Source organism: Aureimonas ureilytica DSM 18598 = NBRC 106430, from assembly GCF_000382705.1.
In the GTDB taxonomy this organism is placed as follows: Bacteria; Pseudomonadota; Alphaproteobacteria; order Rhizobiales; family Rhizobiaceae; genus Aureimonas; species Aureimonas ureilytica.
Genome location: NZ_ARQE01000015.1, coordinates 16,634 through 37,266 on the forward strand (window position 1 = coordinate 16,634; position 20,633 = coordinate 37,266).

The following is a 20,633-nucleotide window of genomic DNA, read 5'->3' on the forward strand; positions in this document are numbered from 1 at the left end:
AGTGCCAGGCCTCGCCTTCTCTGATCTTTTGCAATGCAGACCTTCGGGCGCGCAGCACTCCTGAACCCGATTTTACGGGCTTTTTTCGTGTGCCCTCAGAGCAACAGCCACAGGCGATGTTCCAAAGCTAATTGAGGTTCAAACTCGGTATAGTAGTAAGAATCAACGTGGTTAATTCAGGGGGAGCCCGATCGTGCGGGAGATCGCCATCATCGTTGCCCTCTGCCTCCCGTTCGCGGGATGTGCCAAGGCCCCCCCACCCGATCTAACGGGCATTTCGGGCTATATCGCCCAGCAGACTGCCTTCACCGAGGACCAGAAGGCGTATGCCGCCCGCCGCGGCGCCCTCGCCGGCTACAACGCCGAAGCCGTCCAGCTCGTCCCGAACTACCCCAGCGACGAACTCTTTCGCCTGGTCGATAGCCGCTGGAATGGGACCGTCGAGGACCTCACCCAACGCATCGCTAAGCTGACCGGCTATCGCGTTGCAGCCTCCGGCGAGAAGCCGGGCGCTCCGATCGCCGTCGCGGTCAATCAGGCGGACCTCACCGCCATCGGCTTGCTGCGCGAGGGCTTTGCCCAAGCGCGCACCCGCGCCACGCTGACGATCGACCAGAACACCCGGGTCATGACCATCCGTTACAAACGGCCCGAGGCGAGCCCTGTCCCGCATCAGGATGACACGACCCTATGAGATCGCCCATCCTCCTCGCGGTCCTCGCCGCCTCCACCATGCTCGCCGGCTGCCAGACCACCAAGGTCGGTGGAAGCCAGAAGACGTCGGCCGACGACATCGAGATCCATGTGCCGGCGCACACCGGCGCCCCGCCGATCGTCGGCAACAACGATCTCCTGGCCAAGGGCCCTGCCCCTCTCGACTTCGCCTCCTTCTCCAAGCGCGCCCGCTCCGGCAAATACGCCACGACCGAGGTCGAGAAGATCCGCCACGAGGTTCTGCGCGACGCCGCGACCGCCTACGCCTCCCAGGCGGGCTACTATCGCCGCGCCTACGACATCATGCGCCAGCTCGAGGTGGAAAACGGCCGCCTTTCGGAAGCCTTCAACTTCAACCGTGTGGTCTACGTCACGCCGAAAGAGGCCGGGTTTGTCGTGCCCCCGATCGTGACGCGCGGCACGGCCGCGCTGCAGATCAACGACACCGGCACCAAGAGCGTCGCGGCCGACGAGTATTACCGGATCGAGCAGCCCGGGCGCCTGGTCGGCGTCGTGCCCACCTGGCGCGACTATCTCGTCCTGGCGCTGGAGCAGCCCAACGAGCCCGACATCGAGTTCCTGCCCCAGGACGACGACGAGCGCAAAATCTTCGACGCCTATCTCGCTGAAGGCTGGAAGGTCGGCGAGGGCATGGCCGACGACGCCTTGAAGGCCGCCATGAACGACCTGCGCCGCGACTATCTCGGCATGGTCGAGTACCGCCGCCTGGTCGACGCCGGGCTCATCAAGGAGCTGGCCGTGCGCTGGGACGAGCGCCGCGCCTCCACGGCGCCGAACGAACTGTTCATCGGCGAGCGCACGGTTCACATCGTGGACGCCGCGACCTTCGTGCGCGATCCCAAGCAGTGGAAGCCCGTCACGCGGAAGTTCGACGGGAAATGATCGACACGCGGCTGTTCGATACCTCCCCGTTCGATCCAGGCGCCACCTATGTTCCGGTCCTCAAGCTGGAGCCAGGACGCTACGACACCGGTGGCGAAGCCGTGTTCGACACATTCGCGGTTGGTGCCGTCATGCGCGGCGCCTCCGACATCACCCTGCAGAGCGATGCCAGACCCCGCATCCAGATCAATGGCGGCTGGTACTGCGGAACGAGGAAACACGTTTCGTCGGCCGAGATCGTGGCCATCCTCTCGCGACTCTGGAAAGGCACGGACGCGGCTTCCATCCTTCGACAGGGCCGAGCGCTGGACTTCCGCTTCGAGGTCCGTGTGGACCGCCAAACGCGGCAGGGATACCGGGTCAACGCCACGCCCATCATGCGTGACGGCACGAACGCGATCGAGATCACGCTTCGCGGCCTGCCCAACAAGACCCCGACGCTCGACACCGTTCGCCTCGAGCCGGAGCTTCGCGATCACCTCGACCATCGATCGGGCATCGTCGTCATCGCCGGCGCCACCGGCCAGGGCAAGTCCACGACCATGGCCGCGATCACCCGGATGCACCTGGAGAACAAGCGCGGGATCAAGATCGCCGACTTCCAGGCGCCGATCGAGTTCACCTATGCCGATCTCCTCGATGAGAACGACGAGATGGCCTCGATGATCGGTCAGAGCGAGATCGGCGAGGGCCGCAACCTGCCGACGTTTGCCGATGGCATCCGGTCGGCCATGCGCCGCGCGCCGCAGATCATCAACGTCGGCGAGGCCCGCGACCGAGAGACGATGTCGGCCGCGATCGAGGCGTGCCTGACCGGCCACCTCGTCAACACCACGACCCATGCCGGCAGCGTGGCCGAAGCGCTCCGACGCATGGCCTCCGTGTTCCCGCCCGAGGAGCGGGAGGGCCGCGCCTTCGATCTCATCACCTCGCTGCAGCTCGTCGTCGTGCAGCACCTTGTCCGCACGGGCAACAACAAGGACCGCGTGGCCGTGCGCGAATACCTTCGCTTCGATGACGACGTGCGCGACCGCTTCACCTCGACGCCGGTCACGGCCTGGACCGGGATCGTCTCGGACCTGATGGAGCGGACGCCTGAAGGTGTCCTTGCCAAGCCGCTTTGGCGATCGGCGCAGGATCTCGTCAAAGAAGGACGGATTACCGATCGCGAAGCTCGCCGCTTCGCGCCGCGCAACCGCCGTCAGACCACGCTAGAGGGGGTGTCCGAGGCATGAGGAAAAGCCGGGATCGAAAACGCGCGTCCGATTTCGTCGAGGGGGGAATGATGCTCAGCTCCGCCGACCGTGCCGATCTCTGCCTTGGAAGAGTCATCCGACGCAGGCGTCTGGCGGCAGGTATCAGCCTGGAAGCCATCGGCGAGACGATGGGCATCTCCTATCAGCAGGTCCAGAAATACGAGAACGGCTCCAACCGGGTCGCCTTCTCGCGGCTTTTGCCGCTCGCGGCCGCGCTGAACTGCTCGGCCTCCGAACTCGTGACGGATGTCGAACGCGAGATGGTCGTCTACGACCAGCGCAAGAATGGCCACTCCGATCCTTCCGGGGAGGCAGGCCGATGATTTCGTCGCGCCTCCATCGTCACAACGCTTGAGAGGACCGAACATGCACCGTCTCCACCGCCTGACCCTCTGCGGCTTCTCCCTCCTCGCCATGGTCACTGCAGCGTCGGCCGAGCCGATCGTGCCGGTCAACGACGATCCGCCCATGGCGGGCTTCCCTGAGGGGGCTGTGTTGGACATTCTCGGGGTAAAACTCGGCATGACGCCCGACGAGGTGCGCGCAGCCTATAGTGGTCCACTCGACGGCACGAACACTCGCATCTACGAGGCGAACTCGGAGAACGGGGCAAATTTTGAACTAGAATATCTTCTGAAGCTCGAAACTCCCTTGGCTGTGCAGCTCGAGTCCCGCAATAGAGCGGACGGCCTGGACCATATCCGTGTGACCTTCGGATCGCCTTATGTCGGTGGTCGCGTTATCAAGATCGAACGCACATGGGATCCGGAACGAGAAAAACCCATTTCTCGCCGTGCATACGAGGAGCTCCTCGTCAAAAAATATGGGAAACCGACAGCTATCATGGGCGCCAACCAGGAGCCGGTCTGGATGTACGATGCGCTCAAGCTCATCACCATGGATCGCATTCCAGAAGCCTACGACCTTGATACAAACGTCGCCCTTTATTCAGCACCGAGCGGCCGTATTACGAATGAAACGGAAGGTCCGATGCCAACCTGTTGGCAGTCTGAGTTCGGACAATTCGGAGAGCAGCAGCTTCCCTACAAATTCACCTCGAAGCGAAAGCTATTTGAAGATGCGTGCGCCGGCGGCCTTCGAGTCGACTTCATAGGAAGCACAAATGTGAGCTCTGCAACGTTTGTAGCCTTCGACCAACAACGAATTCAGTCGGATGTCAAAGCGTTAGATGCAGCCATTGAGAAGGCACTATCAAACCGCCCTGCGAATTTGATGGAGCCCAGTCTCTAACCAGGGTTGTATGAAGTGCCGCGACCTAGTAGAGTTCTAATTGTTGAATGAGCGGCGGTTTCGGTTTTCGTCACATCCCTTAGAAGGAGGGTAGATCTTGGCGCATTATCTGATCCGTTGGGCACTACCTCACAAGGGGAAGCCCCTGCACCTAACTTCATTTGAATACTATCTGAGGTGGTTGGTGTTCCTGCCATTGTGGCTGGTGACGATCATTCCGTCCGGAATCGCATTTCTATTTCTGGTAGTCATCGGACCGTTCGGAATTGCCGCATTCGTTGGGCTGACTGGAATTGCGGATGGTACGTTCATTGGCTTCTCCGCCGACGAGAAGGCCGCAATAATCCTGGCCGGTGTCACTTGGGCTACATCGTTGGCTCTGAACCAGTATATTCAGCATAGGTTCATCGTTCAACGTTAGATCCAAACCTTTGCTGCATGGAAAAAGGGGGCGAAACGCCCCCTTTGTTATGCCTAACTATCATCATCACCATCTTTGTCCGGTTGGGGTGGTGGTGAAGGTGGTGGCAGTTTCGGTCTCAGGTCACGGCGCCGTGCAATTCGTGCCTGCGACTGCCCACCAATAGCCTTCATGCCACCGCCCAATGCAGCTGTACCAGCCGCTGCACCGACCCTTGCCCGAGCAGCACTGCTATCATCGAGATCCACAGCGACGTCATCGAACCACCGGAGGACGCGGCCAGGTAGCTCTGCACCAAGGCTGAACGAGCGTTCTATGATGATGAGATAGAGGAAGACCATCATCACAAGCGACGCGAAAATGCCAAAAATGGACATGATGCCGAAATACTGGTCGGTCGAAAGTGATTGAGCGGCCGTCATTGCGTAATAGAAGCCGCCGTTGATGAGCGTCCCAAGGACGCGGAAGATAGCCATACCGGCGAGAAAGCCGAACAGCATCAGAACTGGCGTCAGGAACAATGCGAGAAGCATGACGTAGCCTCGTCTTGCTCCCGGTCCGACCGGGCCGCCCTGTCGATCCATCGATAGATGCGCAATAGCCCAAAGCGGTCCAGCGAAGATAGCTTCAACGACAAGAAGCAGGAATGCACCGATCGAAATGACCCAAATCAATGTAGGAACGAGGGGCAAAACGAATGAGATGAACATGCCAATGAACGCCGTTCCGCTCAGCACCCAGCCCAAAACCGTTCCCACGAACACCGCTGCGTTCCCGACAAACGGCCCTATGGCTAGCAATGCTAAAGCGGTGATGGCTACGCCGGCAGCAACTGCCAGCGTCTGGCCAACTGTCATCAAGGCCAGAAGTGGATCCTTGTTATAACCCTCCGCCGGATCGAGGTAACTGAAGGCGTCGAACATTCCACCAGGAGCAGGAACCCAAGCGGCTAGTTCGCCTGCTGTATCTGCAAATTCTTGCCGCTCGTTGGTAAAGGCTTGGACATTCGAGCGAGCGACTGACTCGTTCCACCAGTTGACGGCTATGTTGTAGGTGTTCACGACTTCAGCCAAGAACTCGCGCGTATCGCCGTCTCTATTTCCAAACCACCAGCTAGAAACCTGTGAGCGGACAGCCTGGAAGGTTTGTCCGTTTGGATTGCTACTGGCCCCTATTGCATCGCCGGGTGCAGCGATAGGCATCATCTGTTGAACCGCTGAAGAGTCGGCCGTGAACCTCGAAATGATCGAATAGTAGAACCCAGCTTGGGTCCAGCCGCCATTTGTCATATTGGCAGCCAATCGGGTGTCCGAAATTTCCTGTCCGGTCTTTATAAGCTCTTCAGACGCCGCTTTTGAACTTCGCTCGTCGATCGTGTTCACCAGAGCGCCGGTGACGTTTCTGTGCTGTTCTCGCCAGGAGTGAAGATCATCGCCCAGTTTTCGGGGCGCTGGAAGCTCCTCTCGTTTGCTGGCGGCTCGCGCGACTTCTTTGGCGACTGACCGAAACTGTTGGACCGTGCTCTCAACAGCTGACTTCATTCCTTCTTGCCAAGTGCCGTAGTTCACGCCTGCAGCGGTCGCGACTCGATCGAATCCAGCAGGCGGTGGAGGCAGACTGATCTTCCCACATGCACCCGCTCGTGTAGGCAGCGAGTATTGCAGCATGAGCGGGTTTTTTTTGGGGTCTGAACCAGCGTTGCTGGTCCACTCCGCCATCATCGCGGCACCGGTCATTTCTTGGTTATAAGCGGCCATGCAGAGTTCCATGCGCCATACCGCTTGCAGGAATTGCGCATCAAGCGAGGCAAAATCAGGGGAGGCCACCGGTATCTTGTCTTGAATGATCGCTTCGACCGTCTCGTCCCAGAAAAATGACGCGGTCGCTGTTCCTGCATTCACGACATAGGCAATCGCGTGCTGCGCTCCGTTATAGCCGGTCGGGAGCGGGATGAGGCAGGCAGCCGCGACGATCATCCGGATCGGCGACCAAAGGGAAGAGTGGCGCTGGCCTAGCACGGATCCATCGTGGGCAGTCTCTGTCACCCCGACGATCACATTGTAGACCAGTAGGAGCAGGCCGATCGCAAAGAAAATGACGTTGAAGTTGGATATCAAGCGAGAAACCAACGTCTCGGTTTGAGCCCCCGACGATCCAACAACGGGAAACAGCGGTCCGAACACCATGTTCAGGTATTCGTTCGTTTGTGGATCACCTTGGCCTTTGAAAATGTCCACGATGTCGATGTCAGCCGCCGAAGCTGTCGCGACGGAAACCAGCAGGAAAAGAAGCGCTGCAGGAAGGCGGTTCATGGCCGCTCCTTTTCGATGATCTGCATGTTCCTAGGAAGACGATGGTTCAGGTACTCGGCGGGTGCTGCGAACCGACCTTGTTGGATCTGCCAAGCTCGGAAGTCGGCGACAGAAGCCTTCACCGCCAGGAACGCTGCACCAGCAATGAGACTGATACCGAAGGGTATCGTCAGGATGCCGTAGAGAGCGCAAATGGGGATCGCAGCGACGAGGCCTACGCTCATCACGAGAAACACCCCTCGGTCGCGTTCCCAAGCAAACAGGGCGGCCTGGATTTGGTCTTGGCTCAGCGTATAGGCATGTTCCCTGAAGCGCTCGATCCCGCCGTCCGCATCCCGACCGAAAAACCCCCTGCGGTCAAAGTGCCTTGGCCGTAATTCATCGACGCCGAGAGCGGCACCATTCATTCCTTCTTTTGCGACCTGAGACACAAAGTCGACCCCGGGAGCACGGAAGAACCGCCAACGCGGTTTGCGACGCGGTTCAACCATTTTAGTTGCTCGCCGCCTTGAAGCCCGTCGTGATCGCGGTGCCACCTGTATCCCTGTTGTCGAGATCGGCTGCCAAATGCGTCGCGCTGACCGCAGCTTCGCGCTTCATGAGTTGGAACATCATCCAGTTCACATGAAGGTTGAGCGCGTTCGTCAGAGCGATCTCACGGTTCACGGCTTCCGGAGCCATCCTGGCCAGCTCCTGATGCCAGTCCGGGTTCGCGAACCGCGACTGTACAAAGATATCGATGACCTGTTGTGTCGAGACCTGATCGCCAATTGTGTTGGAGTACGATGCCGGCGCGGCTTTCTTAGCCCAATCGACAAGACCACTGCCGCCGGTCGGAGCAGCGAGATCGCCGAGGTAGGCGAAGACCGAATTCGACGCCGAGCGCCGGGCTTCGTCGATCTGACGCGCGGCGAGTTGCGCCTGCCCCTGTGGCAGTTTCAGCTCGCCCGCCGTCAGAGGCTTCGCAGGAGATGGATCAACAATGTTGTTCAGAAGGCGTGCTGATGCCTTCGCAACCTGTTCGTCGCTTGTGTCGAGAGTTTGAGCTTCGAGTATGAGACGTAGATCGGTTGTTGGATCGAGATAGCCCCCGAGGCCCTTCAACTGCTCACGATCCGCGACGATGTTCTGAGCGATAGCAAGGCCGCCTAGGGTTGTTTCCTGCCCTTCCGGTCCGTTTCCACGGCCGCGATTGCGGGAGGAGTTCACCAGATCGTTGCCGCCAACACCTTGCGACGAACTTCCACCGCCGAACTGAAGGACACCGGAGAGATCGCCACAGGCAGAGGGTGCCGGATCGTAGCGCCCGCCTTCGGCCTTGGCGCGGGCGAGGTCGCGCTGGCGCATCGTCTCGATTTGTTGCGCCGCGTCCTCGACGCGCTGCTGCGAGCGCGCCGTGCGCGTCTCATAGCCAGAAAGCTGCGCGGTGCTTTGGCCAAGTGCCGTTACGATCGCAGTCTGTGCGGCGATAACGGCTTGTGTCGTGCCTTGGATCTGCGTGCTGAGATTGGCATTCATGTTGTTCACGGCGCTGACGACGCAACCGTCGCAAACGGCGTGTGCCGACGAAACGCCAAGCGATGCTGGCGACGCCGCAGTGAGCGCCGCTAGAACGACAAGCCGCTTCATCGTCTCGCTCCCCCATAAAGGCGCTCATAATTCTCACGGAGCATCGTGCCGTCGCCCAGGTCAGGGCGAATGTAAATTTCGGGAGCACCGCCCTGCGAAGTGACCTCAAGGGTTGGTGTCGTGAACTGGATCTGTGTCGACGAGCCGTTGAAACCCGGGATGCCCAGCTTATCAAAACTCGGGATTTGCAACGCAGCCGTCAGCGGCTCCGTGACCTTCGCCCACTGCTGCTGCGCCATCGAGCAAACCTGGCTCTCGGCGTTGGAGATGGCGTTCTTAAGGAGGCTCTGGAGGTTTGGTAGTGAAATCATGGTGTCGAGGTTGATCGAGAAGAGATCGTCGAGGCAGCCAAGACCCGAGATGCCTGCGGGCATCTTGAGCACGGCTTCAGCACGTTTCACCTCGGAGTCGATGGCCCCGCGGATCGCTTCGGTCAGCTTGGAGGCGACGCCGCTATCGCAGCCGCCCTGGCCGCTTTTGAAGAGCTGCGAAACGAAGTCGGCCGAATGCGCCGGCGCTATGGGTATGGCCGCGATCGCGGCAATGGTCAGTGTTCGAAGCAACATCATGCGCCACCCCCGAGGTTCTTGCGCTGTCCCTGGAAGGGCAGGACTTCTTGGATCACGACTTGGCGCTTGGACCCGAAGCCCGGAAACCCTTCCGTGGCGTCGTACATGCCGTCCTGTGCGTAGTTCGTGGTGTCGCCGGTTCCACCAGCCCAATCGACCTCTCCACCGCCCACCCAGGTCTCCCCAGCGTGCTTAGCCATGCGGTTCAGAAGGTATTCGTTGAGCTTCGCGGCGTTGCCGCCGTTCGCGCGTATCGCCGCAGCCGAAAGGCCGGATGCACTGAAGCCGGAGGCGGCCCAGGCATTCAGCCCTGCATGGCCCAGGAAGTGTGATGCAGACAGCAGCCCGTCCGTCGTGACGGGACGTCCCGCCACGGTGGAGCCTATGGCACCGCGCGCTGTAGAGCTGAAGGCGTTGAGGTTCCGATCGGTGAAGCGCACCATGCCGGCATCCTGCAAACGCTTGCCGGCTTCGCTGTAGCGAAGATCCTGCATGCTATTGACGCCGGCAGAGCGAGCTTCATTCGTGAAGGTGTAGCTGGACCACTTACGTTGATCGCCGCCATTGTAGGACATATAGCCCAAGCCGGCGAAGGTGCTTGGCAGGAACTGATACCGGCCCATAGCCTGCGTCGTGCCGGAGGTGTTGAAGATGGCGTAGTTGCCGCCCGACTCCGCACCGGTGACATGATTGATATAAATCTCGCGACCCGCGAAGCTGACGGCCGTCGTAGCCAGCAGCGTGGCGACGATCAGCGCCGTGCGAAGGATCTTCATCACTCAAGCTCCGGCAGCTTGGTCGCAGGCGGTTCTTTCGCGATCACGCGCTTCGACCCTGCTGGGATGACGTCCTGCGCCAAGATGTGCTCGACCACCTCGCCCGTGGACGGGCTCACCACCGAGACGTCCTGAGCCGTCTGAATTTCGATCAGCCTGTAGCCATTCTGATCGGTGCGGCCATCGGCAACCCCGGCTTCAGGACCGATCGCCCAAAACTGCTGCAGGAGTTTGTTGTCGTCGACCACAAGGATCGGACAGGCATCGTTGCCACAGATGAACAGGTCCGAGATCGAGATCAGCTTCTCGTCGCCGTTCATGAGGTTCACATCGAGTGTAGTGATCTTGGGCGCGTCGATGTTGTGCATGTCGTTGGGATAGGTCGCCTTGATCCAGTCCGTGGCGATCCGCATCTCGGCTTCGTTCGCAGGCCGCTCGGGCGGATAGCCGCCATACAGCGACGGCTCGTACTTGGCCCCGCCCCAGTTCCATTCGCGATTGCCGGAGAAGATCGATTTCAGGCCGGTGATCTCATCGACTTGGCCGAGTTCAAAGGTCTTGCCTTCGCCGCGCCAGACCTCGGCCCATTCTCCGTTCGTGTGGTAGAGCACCGCGACATGGCAGTCCTCCTTGCACGAGACGCCCTGCCCGATCTTCACGGCGATCTGGTCGATCGCGTTCGGGGCCGGGTCGCGCAGCCAGATGCGTTGCGCCGAGACGTAGCCGAACTCCGGCTGGTACATCTTGCGCGCAATGTTGGTGGCCTCCTGGTTCTCCTTGTCGAACGTCACCTTCTCCAAAGGCACGCCCGCCTGCGCCCAGGCCGCCGACGACAACGTCAGTGACGCCACGATCGCCCCAGCGATCCCCCAAACCTTCATTGCGACACCTCACGCACAAGATCATCTGCAAGCTGCTGGACGACGTTCTGGCGCGCGCGATCATCGATCGCGGTGCCCTGGTCTTCCAGATCGGATAGTCGGCGCTCCAGCGTCCCGCGCGCGGACCCGCTCGGGAACCGCTTGGCGAGGATCGCGCGCGCCGGCTTTGAGCCGAGGCGCTCGTAGAGCATCCGGCGGAGCGCCGCGTCCTCGGCCGTGGTGGACAGCGCCCAAAGCTCGTTCGGCCCGGGCTGGTTCACCAGCTCCTGAACGTAGGTGCCGCTGCGCAGCTTCATCATCGCCAGAACCGGGGCGCCGTCGCCCTTGGGTCCGGTCAGGCCGCGCATGACCTCCTTGATCGAGGGGCCGAGATTGTAGTCGCGGCAGATCCGGTCGCGGCTCTTCTCGGTCGGGACGTTGCAGAACCAGAAGGTCGAGGCCAGTTCCTGAATGGCCTGGTCGAAGTCCTCGAGGAGCTGCGAGGCCAGAATGATCTGGACGCCGGCTTTGCGGCCGACGCGCACGTCCTGAACGAGCTGGTCGCGAATGCCGAGCCCGCCGGTCAGGTGGTACTCGTCCATGCTGAAGAGCTTGGCCATCTGGCGATTGTTGTCGACCCGGCGCAGATGCAGCGCGCGGGCGCCTTCGGCGAACGAGCCCACCAGCTTCTTGCCGCGGATCTCGTCGGCATCGAGCCAGAAGTCAGCGGTCGTGGCCTGGCGCGCGACCATGTACATGATGGCGGCCTGACGCTTGGCCTGCGGACCCAAAGTCGTCACGACGTCGGCCAGATCCAGCGAGATGATGCGCGCGTTCGACAAATCGAAGCGCGTCGGCTGTGCCAGGATCGAAAAGTCGCGCGCCGCCGACGTCACCATGCGCTGGAAGGTGCGCATCACCGTCTCGCCGGTCGGGGTCCGCATGTCGCGGAACTGCTCGGTGACGGTCTCCTCGTTGGCCATGAGAACGAGATCGGAGAGCGTCGGCACCGCAAGGCGCTGCGCCAGCGCGGCCTCGTGCAGCTTGCCCTTCTCGGCCAGGAAGTCGCAGACTTCCCACCATGTCGTCTGCTTGTCGTCCTCGAAGCCGAGCGCCTTCAGCGCGGCGTCGACCTCGTGGCTCTCCGTCCAGCCGAACTTCTTGGCGCCCTCGTCGCAGAAGTGGAGATAGGCCGCGTCGATCGTGGCGGCCGCGACCTGCGCAATGCCGTCATAGGCCTTCCCCTCGCCGTCGGGTGTGCAGATCAGGGTGATGAGGTTGACGAGGAAGGCCCGCTCGTGGGCGAGCGGGAAGCGCAGGCAGAGCTGCGTGTCGAACGGGTTCATCGCGTTCGACCCGTCCATCTTCAGCCGATGGTAGACCGCCTCATGGCGCCGCTCCACCGGCAGGGCATCGCGGATCATCAGGATCAGGCCCGAGCTCGACGGGCCGATGTCGATGATCGAGATGCGCGGGAGAAGGCCGTTGTTCTCTTCGGTTCGCCCGGACTGGCGGCTCAGCGCCACCGCGAGATTGATCGTGTTCAGGAGAACCGACTTGCCCGATCCCGGGGTGCCGACGATGACGTCGACCCAGGAGAGCTGTTGCGCCGAGCCCGGCTGGTAGGGCCAGAGCTTGCCGTCCTTGGTGCGCAAGAGAACCGCTCCGCGCGACCAGGGGCTCGCGGGCCGCGCGATCGGCGCCATGGCGAGCGCTTCGGCGAACGAGGCCGAGGCTGCCGGCGCGGTGGACGCGGCCGAGATGCCGACAGTCGAGGACATGACGCATTCCATGGGGTCGCCGGTCAGCGCGTCGGTCTGGCAGTTGCCCCAGCGCTCCACCGTGCGCCGGAGCTGCGCCACATGGCGGCGAAGCTTCACCTCGTCGCTCTTGTCGCACCAGACCGCGAAGGAAACGCGCCAGCGCACCACCGTATCGCCGGCACCATCGACCTTGCGCAGCCGCTCGAAGGCGTTCTTGATGCGCATGTTCGAGATCGGCGCGGTCCACGCGAAGAGCCCGACATATTGCTGCTTGAACACCTGGCCCTGGAAGCCGCCGGAATCGACCATGATTGAGCAGCGCCACGACATGCGCTCCTCGCCTTCCAGCACGGAGCGAATGAGCTGGTTGAACTCGACCACGACCTCAGGGCCGACCACGATGTCGAAGCCGGAGAACACGTAGTCACCAAGGCGCACCGTGGATTGGTCGAGCACCTCGCCATGCTCGGTCATCACCTGCCGGGCGATGATCGGCCAGACGATGTTGGAGATGTCGCCCTTGGTCAGCTCGCGCTCGTCGGAGGGAAGGCGCGCCCGAACATAGTCACCGGGCAGCGTTCCCTTCCACGTCTTGCCGTTCGGCAGGAAGGCGGGGTTCTGGACCCCGCGCATGACCGACAGGGCCTCGTGCGTCGTCATCGGCGCCAGCACGATGCCCTGGGTCGAGAACTCCCGCACCAGTGCGTCGCTGACGCTCATGTGGCGGGTCAGAAGGCTGTCGAGCGCGAGGCTCGGGAACTGCCCTTCGCGCATCGAGGGCGAGCCCTGGAGGCGTTTGGAGACGGCAGCGCCGGCCTCCTTGCCTTCGGTTCGCGTCATCAGGGAAGGACGCGACCAGAGGGTGAGATAGCAGCGCTCGCCGGAGAGCCGCAGCGGGAGCAGCGCCAGGCGCTCCTCCAGAATGTCCTCGAGATCGAGGCCGGTATCCTGCGCGTTCCGCCGGGTCTGGCGGATCGCCCGGGCGATCTCTTCATGCCCGAGATCGGGCGATTGGGCGAAGAAGAACTCGATCGAATGACCGGGCCGCGCGAGATAGGCACTCAGCGCGACCCGGAGCCGTTCGACGGATTCCGTAATCTCCAGCGGCCCAGGCAAAGACCTGAACCCGTCGAGCTCGAAGAGGCTCGCAAGGCTTCCATCGTCGGAAACGAAGGTCGTATCGTTCTCGGTCGACACCAGGCGACAATAGCCGTCCAGCGACTTGCGGAAGACCGAACGGCTCAGAAAGCCTGCGAACCCATCGAGCAGCGACATGACGCCTACTGGACTTCGCGGAGCGTACCGTCGATCGACGAGCGCGCTGCGGTACCGCCGTCACCGAAGAACGTGTCGACCGACAGGCCCATGAAGACCGGCAGGGCGAGAAGGGCCGCGGCCGCCGCGCCCCACTTGAACGCCGCCACCGGCGAGGCGTTGGGATCGTGGTTGTTGCGGCTGTTCTTCCACAGGACGGTGATGCAGACGATCGCGCTGACGACGCCGCAAATGAACGAGATAGCCAGGAGGAAGTCGCCCATCGGACCGAGGAATCCGGAGCGAAGGTTATCCATCGTGGTGCCAAAGCCTTGCTGAGCGTTGGCAGAGCCAGCGAACGCCATCATGGCGACGCTGGAGGCGAGAACGTGAAGCTTCTTCATGAGACCCTTACCCTACGACCAGGCTTTCGATCATTCCGACGAACACCACGATGTTGATGGCGAGCGTGCCGCCGATGACATGCGTGATGCCCTTGCCAACAAGACCGGAGCCTGGGTGAACCGGTGCTGCGTTGAGAAGAAAAAGGCCCCGGATCAGTCCGATGAGGCCGATGATTTGGACGATGCGCAGAAGCGCGATGACGATGGTCCGAGCGTTCTGGTCGGTCATCGTCTTCATGGCTTCGGGCGCATAGGCGAAGATCTCCGTCGGCTGCGCGGCCGTGGAGGTCATGAACAGTGTCTCCAGCGAAGCGCCCACCACCGACGGAAGCGCCAGCAGGAAGGCGCCGATCACGAGATGGGCGATCGCGGCGTTCTTGGAGTGAGCGCCGGAGGCGTAGCGGCTTGGCGTGTCGCCGTGCTGTGCGGCGACGAGGATGCCGCGGATGAGAAAGACCGTGCCGGCAATGAAACAGAACGCCACCGCCAACGCCTGGAGAGGCGGGACGAGATCGCTGACGCGCTGAATGAAAGCGGCGAACCCCTGCATTAGTTGGTGTTGCCTTCGTCAGGCTCGGCGGGAGCCGACTTGGCCTTGTGCTTCTCTGCCGTCGCAACGTGGGCCGGGGCCGAAACCGCAACCGGCGTGACGATCGTGTGCCGTGCCTTGCTCAGAAGGGGAGTTTCAGCGGTCTCAAGCGGACTGTCCGGTTCACCAGCCCCCATGTCGAAGGTTGGGTTGCTTTCCGGCACTGTTCCCGTCATCGCGTCCACCACGTCACGACGAGTGGCCTCGCTTTGAGCGTGCAGGGCACGGATATGCGTGACCAACTTGGCAATCACGCCATCTTGATCCAAAAGCTGCGTCAATTCGGCATTGAGGCGCTTGTTGTCAGCCTCCAAAGCGTTAACGCGCATGGTTAAACCTGCCACGATTTCGCCGAATTTGGCATCGGATGACGATCCTATGTCCGAGACCGCTGCACGAAGTTCGTTAGCATACTTCTCGGAAATTTGGATAGTTTCGCTCGTATGATGGTCGTTCGTCCGGAACGTCAGATACGAAACCCCAACCAGCAAGCAAGCGCCAGCGCTTATTGCGACGGTCTGATTCCGGTTAAGCTTTGGCTTTGCCTTAATGGGTGTCGCATCCCAGCGTGATACGCTAATGTTATTCACCAAGGCCCCCCATTGCATTGCGTCAATATTGTGTTAGATATGCTGCTGCTCTGTTATGCACGTGCCCTGCCAGGCCCCGTATAGGTTGTTAACATACTCCCTCGTGCATTGGGGCATTATCGCAATGGTAAGGTTACTCCTGACGCTCGCTTGTAGCGTCGCCGCTACACCCTTCGCGATGGCGCAAGACAGCCAGGGGTTGGCATTGGCGGTTCCGAACAATTTGAAGCGTTTTCAGAATGTTCGTCCGGCTATGCCGTTGGGCTCGATGCAATCGTGGATCGTTTCAGACGGTCGCCAAGAACGGGTTGCTGTGACCACGCCAGACGGGTTCACGATCGTTGGGGATCTGATCGGCCCTGGCGGACAAGACCTTTCGAGCGCGCTTCTGGCAATTTCCGGACTATCGACGCCAATCCCACCGACGGGACCGCCGTTGGCCAGCAATCTGTCGCCTTCCCCAGTCCCGCAGCCGTCCGATTTCGTGCCGCCGCCGGCCGCCGTCCCATCTGCGTCAGCCCTTTTGCAGGCCTCGCCTGCTGCATCCCCGACCGTCTCGCCAGCCTCGCCTACCGTCGGCGCGACACCACCGCCGTTGACAATGGCCAAGGCGCAGACGGCGAGCGAGATGTTCCAGCAGGCCACGGACTTCAGCGTCTGGTTCAGCGCTGGCACCCCGAAGCCCGGCGCCCCCGCGATCTATTTCATCGCCGACCCGACCTGCCCCTATTGTGCCAAGGCCGTCGACATCCTTGCGCAGAAGGTCAAAGCTGGCGACATCGACCTGCGCGTGATCCTCGCCCCGATCCGCAGCCAGCAGGCGGTCTATGAGGCGGCTTCTGTCCTTCAGAGCCAAAACCCCGGCGCTGACTTCCTCAGCCACGAGCTTTCCAAGACCACATCGAACCCCAGCACCCTGAAGGTGTTGGCGCCGGCTGAGATCAATCCCGACATCGTTCGCGGCTTGCAGCGCAACGTCGAATGGATCCGGGCCAACGGCGTCCAGGGCGTGCCCTTCTGGATCTACACCACCGCCGAGGGCGGCAAGGTCGAGTTCGGTGAGGTAAAGGACGACATGCTGACCAGCGCCCTTCCCGCGCGCGGGTCCGGCCAGGTCGCACAAGGGGCACAGCCATGAGCTCCACCGGCTTCGGCAACGCCGAGAGCGTCCTGATGCGGGCCAGCACTTACAAGGCGGCCTACAAGATCATGGCGATCTACGCGGCCGTCGCGACCGCGGTCGCGTGCGTCGGTGTCGGCTCCGCCGTCTACCTCGCGCTGACCCGGCCCGAGCCGCGCTACTTCGCAACCACGACCAACGGCCAGATCCAGCCGCTGACGCCGCTGGATCGCCCGCATATGTCGTCCGCCGACGTTCTGAACTTCGCAGCCCGAGCCGTGACGAACTCGCTGACCTATTCGTTCGACAACTACCGCGCTCAGTTTCAGGAGGCGCAGCAGTATTTCAGCCAGCCCGACGGCTGGAACTCATTCGTCGAGGCCGTACAGAAGTCCAAGGCGCTCGACCTCGTTCGCAACGGTCGTTTCAACTCCAGCGCCATCGCACAGACGCCCGTCATCGTCAGGCAAGGTCCGAATGCCAGCGGTTCGTATGAGTGGATCGTCCAAATGCCGATCCGCATCACGTACCAATCGGCCTCCGAAGTCACGGGCCAGTCCAACATGGTCACGGTTCGGCTGACCCGCCTCCCAACCTACGAGACGCCCTATGGCATCGCCATTTCGCAGTTCAATGCAGCAGCAGGCGGGTAAAATGGCGAGACCGACAGCTTTCGTCGCCCTTCTGACTGCGTTCACCGCTGCCCCCGCGTTCGCGCAGTCGACCTCGCCTGTCACCATGCATCCCATTCTTCCAGGCCAGACGAACGTCGAACTCTCCAACGAAAGTTCACCGATCTCTGAAGGCGAGGCAGCTCAGTCCTCTCCTCGAACGACACCGAGCCCCCAGCAGTCGCAAGCGCGAGCCCAACAGTCACGCCGCCTCCTGAACAGCCTGAACGACCTCGATCGTCCGCTGTCGCCTGAGGAGATCACGGCTTACGGGCAGTCGCTTCGCGAGCAGTTCCCGCTCAACCCGGACATGATCCGCGACTATCGCCGCCGGCTCAACGAAAGCCAGCGCGCCGCCGCGCTCCCTCCGTCCGGCATTCGCCCGGAAGCCCTCACGCAATCGCTTCGCGTCTCGCTCGATACGCGCGGCCCGACCCCCCAGCTCGAAACCTCACCCGGCACGGTCTCGATCATCTCGTTCTTCGACCAGACCGGCGCCCCCTGGCCGATCGCCAGCTTCGTGGTCGGGCGCGAGGACGCGTTTCAGGTCTATGCGATGCAGGAGGGCTCCAACCAGCTCGCCGTCTCGCCAATGGTCGCCCACGGCTATTCCAACCTCGCCGTCTCGCTCGTCAAAGAGGACCAGCCTCTCGTGATCGACCTCGAGACCAACGAGGCTCGTTCGCACTATCGCCTGGATCTGTCTGTCAACGGTCGCGGCCCGAATGCGATCATCCCGGCCGTCCAGACCCGCGAGCCCAAGCAGACCGCTTCCGACGAACTCATGATGGCGTTCGTCCAGGGCTCCGACATTCCCAAGACCGCCCGCAAGCTCTCCACCGACGACAGTGACGTCGCGGCCTGGCACTTCAACGGCAATCTCTACATCCGCACCAACCAGACCCTCATGGCTCCGTCATGGTCCGCGACCCTCGCAGGGCCGGGCGGCATCAAGGCCTATCGTCTGCGTCCCGCCCCGGTCGCGTTGATCTCGCGCAACGGCCAAGTCACCAAGGTCAGGATCACCCAATGAGCGAAGAGAACGCCCCGATCGACGGACACGATGCCGGCGAGGACGCCCGGGTGGTGAACCCCGATCCCGATACGAGCCTGACCAGCTCCGGCACGATCAACCGCGCCAAGCCGCGCCGCAGCAAGGCGCCGGTGATCCTCGGCGTCGGCATGGCCGCCCTCCTCGCGGGCGCCGTCTACACGGTCTTCGCCCGTGGCAGCGATGGATCGGCTTCGCGAATGGTCATTGTTCCCAGGAACATCGACACGACGCCCGCAGGCCCCCAGCTTGCTGCTTCCGAAAACTACCGCCAGTCGCTCGCCAATTCCAACCAGCAGGGCTCGCAGCAGGCAGCCATGACGCCGGGACAAAGCTTCCTCGCGACGCCTGATGAGCCGACCCGGCCCGTCGAACCGCCCAAGGAGCCGATCCCGGTCGTAGAGCCGAAGCTGCCTCCCGCGAACCAGCGTCCTGTCGAGGTGAAGGAGAAGATCGTCTACCGTGATCGCTTCATCTCCAATGTCGCCAACCAAATGCCGCCTCAGCCCGAGACCGATTGGGCCAGCATCGACGCCATGGCCAAGCGCATGGCCTCACAGAGCAACGGCTTGTCCGGGTCCTGGCAGGTCGGCAAATCCAAGAACACGATCGTCATCGATCAGGAACTCTATGTCGATCCCAAGGGACGCCCGACAGGCGTTCAGGTCCGCGCGCCGGGATCGCCTCAGACCGTTCTCAATAGCAGCGGGGATCCTCGCCGCGAGACGCGCTCGCAGCGAGAACGTCAGGCCACACGCAATCCGAATGCCTCTCCTGTCGAGGCCATCCCGCAGGACACCAGCTACCAGGCCGATCTCGACACGTCTCTTCCCTACCTTTCGGTGGCTCCGACCAAGAGTGAGCCGCGCCTTCAGGTCGATAGCGGACGGCATTACGGTACAGGCGCGCCCGTGTTCACCGGCGATTATTATGCAGCCGCCGGCTCCATCACCTACGCCGTAATCGTCAACGGCTCCGACACCGACACACCAGGGCCGGTCGTCGCTAAGGTCATGCGCGGTCCCCTCAAGGGCGCGCGTCTCCTTGGCTCGTTCAAGGAGAACCGCGAGACCACGGCCATGGTCGTCCAGTTCGATCGGGTCGTCCTTGAGGACGGTACGAACCTCGATGCCAAAGCCTATGCGATTGACGCCGCCAAAGGCACGCTGGCGGTGAAGTCCGAATACGATGCCCGCCTTCTCCAGCGATACGCTCCAAAGCTCGCTGGCGCCTTTCTCAGCGGGATCGGCCGAACCCTCTCGCAAACCGAGCAGACGATCGTGCCCCTTGGTCTCACAGGGGCCGGGATCGCCCGGCCTAAGCCGAATATCGAGGAAGGCCTCTACGCCGGCGCTGGCGAAGTCGGCGACCAGCTTGCCAACGAGATCGAGGACATGGGACCGCGCAGCCCTATCGTGCGCCTCAACGCCGGCAAGCTGATCGGCGTCCTCTTCACCGAAAACGTCCAGCGGTTCTGACCATGGAGGGCAACGACGGCCTGTTCGGCAAGCCGATCGAGTGGCGCTACACGATGAAGAACCCACGCCTCGCGATCTTCGACGCGAGGCTCATCTTCTTCGTGGCGCTCTTGTTCCTGCATCTCCGGGTCTGGACCGCGCTGCTCCTTGTGATCGGCATCCTCCTGTTTTGGGGGATGGAGCGCTACGGCTACCGCTTCTCGTCTTCGATCCGTGGCGTCCGGGCGCGTTTGGCTGGACCCGTCCGTCCCGCACGCCCCATGTCACGCTACCGTCACGCTGTCGACTTCGGCTTCGAGGGACATCCGACGCTTGGGGCTCGTGGCATTCGGCAGATGCCGGTGCCGGCGCCGGAAAAGGCTGGGAGGGGCGCGTCGGCTCCCCTCCCCTCTCCTTCACCGGCCGAGTAGCGACGAGCGAACCCGCTCCTCGCGGTCGAACGATATCTGCGCCTCGTGGTGCATTCGCTCCACATCGGCGACCACAGCCACAGCTTCCCGGCCAAGCGCCGGGCAGCTTTCCATGACGCCGATCGCCTCCAGCTCCCGTTCCATAGTCCGTCTAAAGTCGGCCGCGATAGCTTCGTGCCGGGCCTCGTGGGCCCTCACATATCGCTCGAACCGTCGCCAGGCTCCGACCGTGGCTTCATCGGCGCCGCGAGAGGAAACCCATTCGGGCAGCGTTATCGCCGCTTCCAGGCGCACCCGAACATCACTCAGGACACAACCGTTTTCGGACTCGCGGTAGTCGAGCAGCGGCACGAATTTGAACGTCGCGGACGCCGCCCCATGCGCTCCGTTGCCCAGCGCGCGTGACGCCTGGATGATTGTGTCACGCAACTCCTCGCTGGTCCGACCTTGGATCGGATAGGTCTTGACACGCAACGCGACACTGGGGTCTGCTGCTGATGCAGGGGGCATGGCAGCCATTAAGGCAGTGAGGCTCAAAGCCCGCGACCAACGTTGCATCGAGAGACCTACGTTTTTGTCGCTTGAAGGCGTCCATTTGGGCGCTGGTATTAC

22 protein-coding genes are annotated in these 20,633 nt (G+C 62.1%); 11 read left to right on the forward strand and 11 right to left on the reverse strand.

Features of this window, described 5'->3' with window-relative positions; translation table 11 throughout:
• Positions 1–193: 193 nt before the first annotated feature.
• From B146_RS0121715 to B146_RS0121740, 6 genes are all read left to right on the forward strand, one after another.
• Positions 194–694: a DotD/TraH family lipoprotein gene (locus B146_RS0121715; protein WP_019998592.1), complete on the forward strand. Its 501-nt coding sequence runs from the start codon at positions 194–196 to the stop codon at positions 692–694.
• Positions 691–1,617 carry a type IV secretory system conjugative DNA transfer family protein gene (locus B146_RS0121720; RefSeq protein WP_019998593.1) on the forward strand — a complete coding sequence of 309 codons (927 nt, stop codon included), beginning with the start codon at positions 691–693 and terminating at the stop codon, positions 1,615–1,617. Before B146_RS0121715 ends, B146_RS0121720 begins: the two co-directional genes overlap by 4 nt.
• On the forward strand, positions 1,614–2,852 hold the full coding sequence (locus B146_RS27005; RefSeq protein WP_019998594.1) for a type IV pilus twitching motility protein PilT: 1,239 nt from the start codon (positions 1,614–1,616) through the stop codon (positions 2,850–2,852). Before B146_RS0121720 ends, B146_RS27005 begins: the two co-directional genes overlap by 4 nt.
• Positions 2,853–2,899: 47 nt before the next feature.
• Positions 2,900–3,196 (forward strand): helix-turn-helix domain-containing protein, encoded by a 297-nt coding sequence (locus B146_RS28030; protein ID WP_019998595.1) that lies wholly within the window; start codon positions 2,900–2,902, stop codon positions 3,194–3,196.
• Positions 3,197–3,239: 43 nt separating this feature from the next.
• Positions 3,240–4,124 (forward strand): hypothetical protein, encoded by an 885-nt coding sequence (locus tag B146_RS0121735; RefSeq protein ID WP_019998596.1) that lies wholly within the window; start codon positions 3,240–3,242, stop codon positions 4,122–4,124.
• A 97-nt stretch (positions 4,125–4,221) separates the two neighbouring features.
• Positions 4,222–4,545, forward strand: a complete 324-nt coding sequence (locus B146_RS0121740) for a hypothetical protein (RefSeq protein WP_019998597.1) — start codon at positions 4,222–4,224, stop codon at positions 4,543–4,545.
• A gap of 53 nt (positions 4,546–4,598) precedes the next feature.
• Here B146_RS0121740 and B146_RS0121745 read toward each other — a convergent pair whose 3' ends face one another.
• From B146_RS0121745 to B146_RS0121790, 10 genes are all read right to left on the reverse strand, one after another.
• Entirely contained in the window at positions 4,599–6,857 is a 2,259-nt protein-coding gene (locus B146_RS0121745) for a DotA/TraY family protein (RefSeq protein WP_019998598.1), read from the reverse strand.
• Positions 6,854–7,264: a hypothetical protein gene (locus B146_RS0121750; RefSeq protein ID WP_019998599.1), complete on the reverse strand. Its 411-nt coding sequence runs from the start codon at positions 7,262–7,264 to the stop codon at positions 6,854–6,856. The genes B146_RS0121745 and B146_RS0121750 overlap by 4 nt, the downstream gene beginning before the upstream one ends.
• 85 nt (positions 7,265–7,349) lie before the next feature.
• On the reverse strand, positions 7,350–8,486 hold the full coding sequence (locus tag B146_RS0121755; protein ID WP_019998600.1) for a hypothetical protein: 1,137 nt from the start codon (positions 8,484–8,486) through the stop codon (positions 7,350–7,352).
• On the reverse strand, positions 8,483–9,055 hold the full coding sequence (locus B146_RS0121760) for a hypothetical protein (RefSeq protein WP_019998601.1): 573 nt from the start codon (positions 9,053–9,055) through the stop codon (positions 8,483–8,485). The genes B146_RS0121755 and B146_RS0121760 overlap by 4 nt, the downstream gene beginning before the upstream one ends.
• On the reverse strand, positions 9,052–9,831 hold the full coding sequence (locus B146_RS0121765; RefSeq protein ID WP_019998602.1) for a hypothetical protein: 780 nt from the start codon (positions 9,829–9,831) through the stop codon (positions 9,052–9,054). Before B146_RS0121765 ends, B146_RS0121760 begins: the two co-directional genes overlap by 4 nt.
• Complete coding sequence (locus B146_RS0121770) at positions 9,831–10,712, reverse strand: hypothetical protein (RefSeq protein ID WP_026358846.1); 882 nt, start codon at positions 10,710–10,712, stop codon at positions 9,831–9,833. Before B146_RS0121770 ends, B146_RS0121765 begins: the two co-directional genes overlap by 1 nt.
• Positions 10,709–13,729 carry a hypothetical protein gene (locus B146_RS0121775; RefSeq protein ID WP_019998604.1) on the reverse strand — a complete coding sequence of 1,007 codons (3,021 nt, stop codon included), beginning with the start codon at positions 13,727–13,729 and terminating at the stop codon, positions 10,709–10,711. The genes B146_RS0121770 and B146_RS0121775 overlap by 4 nt, the downstream gene beginning before the upstream one ends.
• 5 nt (positions 13,730–13,734) lie before the next feature.
• Positions 13,735–14,112, reverse strand: coding sequence for an SH3 domain-containing protein (locus tag B146_RS0121780; protein WP_019998605.1), 378 nt, complete (start codon positions 14,110–14,112; stop codon positions 13,735–13,737).
• 7 nt (positions 14,113–14,119) lie between these two features.
• On the reverse strand, positions 14,120–14,662 hold the full coding sequence (locus tag B146_RS28035) for a hypothetical protein (RefSeq protein WP_019998606.1): 543 nt from the start codon (positions 14,660–14,662) through the stop codon (positions 14,120–14,122).
• Positions 14,662–15,192, reverse strand: coding sequence for a hypothetical protein (locus B146_RS0121790; RefSeq protein WP_155897647.1), 531 nt, complete (start codon positions 15,190–15,192; stop codon positions 14,662–14,664). Before B146_RS0121790 ends, B146_RS28035 begins: the two co-directional genes overlap by 1 nt.
• Before the next feature lie 535 nt (positions 15,193–15,727).
• On the opposite strand from B146_RS0121790, the gene B146_RS29420 reads away from it, so the two are divergent.
• Genes B146_RS29420 through icmT form a run of 5 tightly spaced genes read left to right on the forward strand, consistent with a single transcriptional unit; the run spans position 15,728 to position 20,021 of the window.
• The gene (locus tag B146_RS29420) at positions 15,728–16,429 is read left to right on the forward strand and encodes a DsbA family protein (RefSeq protein WP_162141963.1); all 702 of its coding nucleotides are present in this window, start codon (positions 15,728–15,730) and stop codon (positions 16,427–16,429) included.
• Positions 16,426–17,064 (forward strand): type IVB secretion system apparatus protein IcmL/DotI, encoded by a 639-nt coding sequence (locus B146_RS0121800; protein WP_019998609.1) that lies wholly within the window; start codon positions 16,426–16,428, stop codon positions 17,062–17,064. The genes B146_RS29420 and B146_RS0121800 overlap by 4 nt, the downstream gene beginning before the upstream one ends.
• Position 17,065: 1 nt before the next feature.
• Complete coding sequence (locus tag B146_RS0121805; RefSeq protein WP_202815005.1) at positions 17,066–18,115, forward strand: DotH/IcmK family type IV secretion protein; 1,050 nt, start codon at positions 17,066–17,068, stop codon at positions 18,113–18,115.
• Positions 18,112–19,611 (forward strand): DotG/IcmE/VirB10 family type IV secretion system protein, encoded by a 1,500-nt coding sequence (locus B146_RS0121810; RefSeq protein ID WP_019998611.1) that lies wholly within the window; start codon positions 18,112–18,114, stop codon positions 19,609–19,611. The genes B146_RS0121805 and B146_RS0121810 overlap by 4 nt, the downstream gene beginning before the upstream one ends.
• 2 nt (positions 19,612–19,613) lie before the next feature.
• The gene (icmT, locus tag B146_RS28040) at positions 19,614–20,021 is read left to right on the forward strand and encodes an IcmT/TraK family protein (RefSeq protein WP_019998612.1); all 408 of its coding nucleotides are present in this window, start codon (positions 19,614–19,616) and stop codon (positions 20,019–20,021) included.
• Here the strand turns inward: icmT and B146_RS29425 are convergent.
• Positions 20,007–20,495, reverse strand: a complete 489-nt coding sequence (locus tag B146_RS29425; protein WP_162141964.1) for a DUF922 domain-containing protein — start codon at positions 20,493–20,495, stop codon at positions 20,007–20,009. The genes icmT and B146_RS29425 overlap by 15 nt on opposite strands.
• Positions 20,496–20,633: the final 138 nt, after the last annotated feature.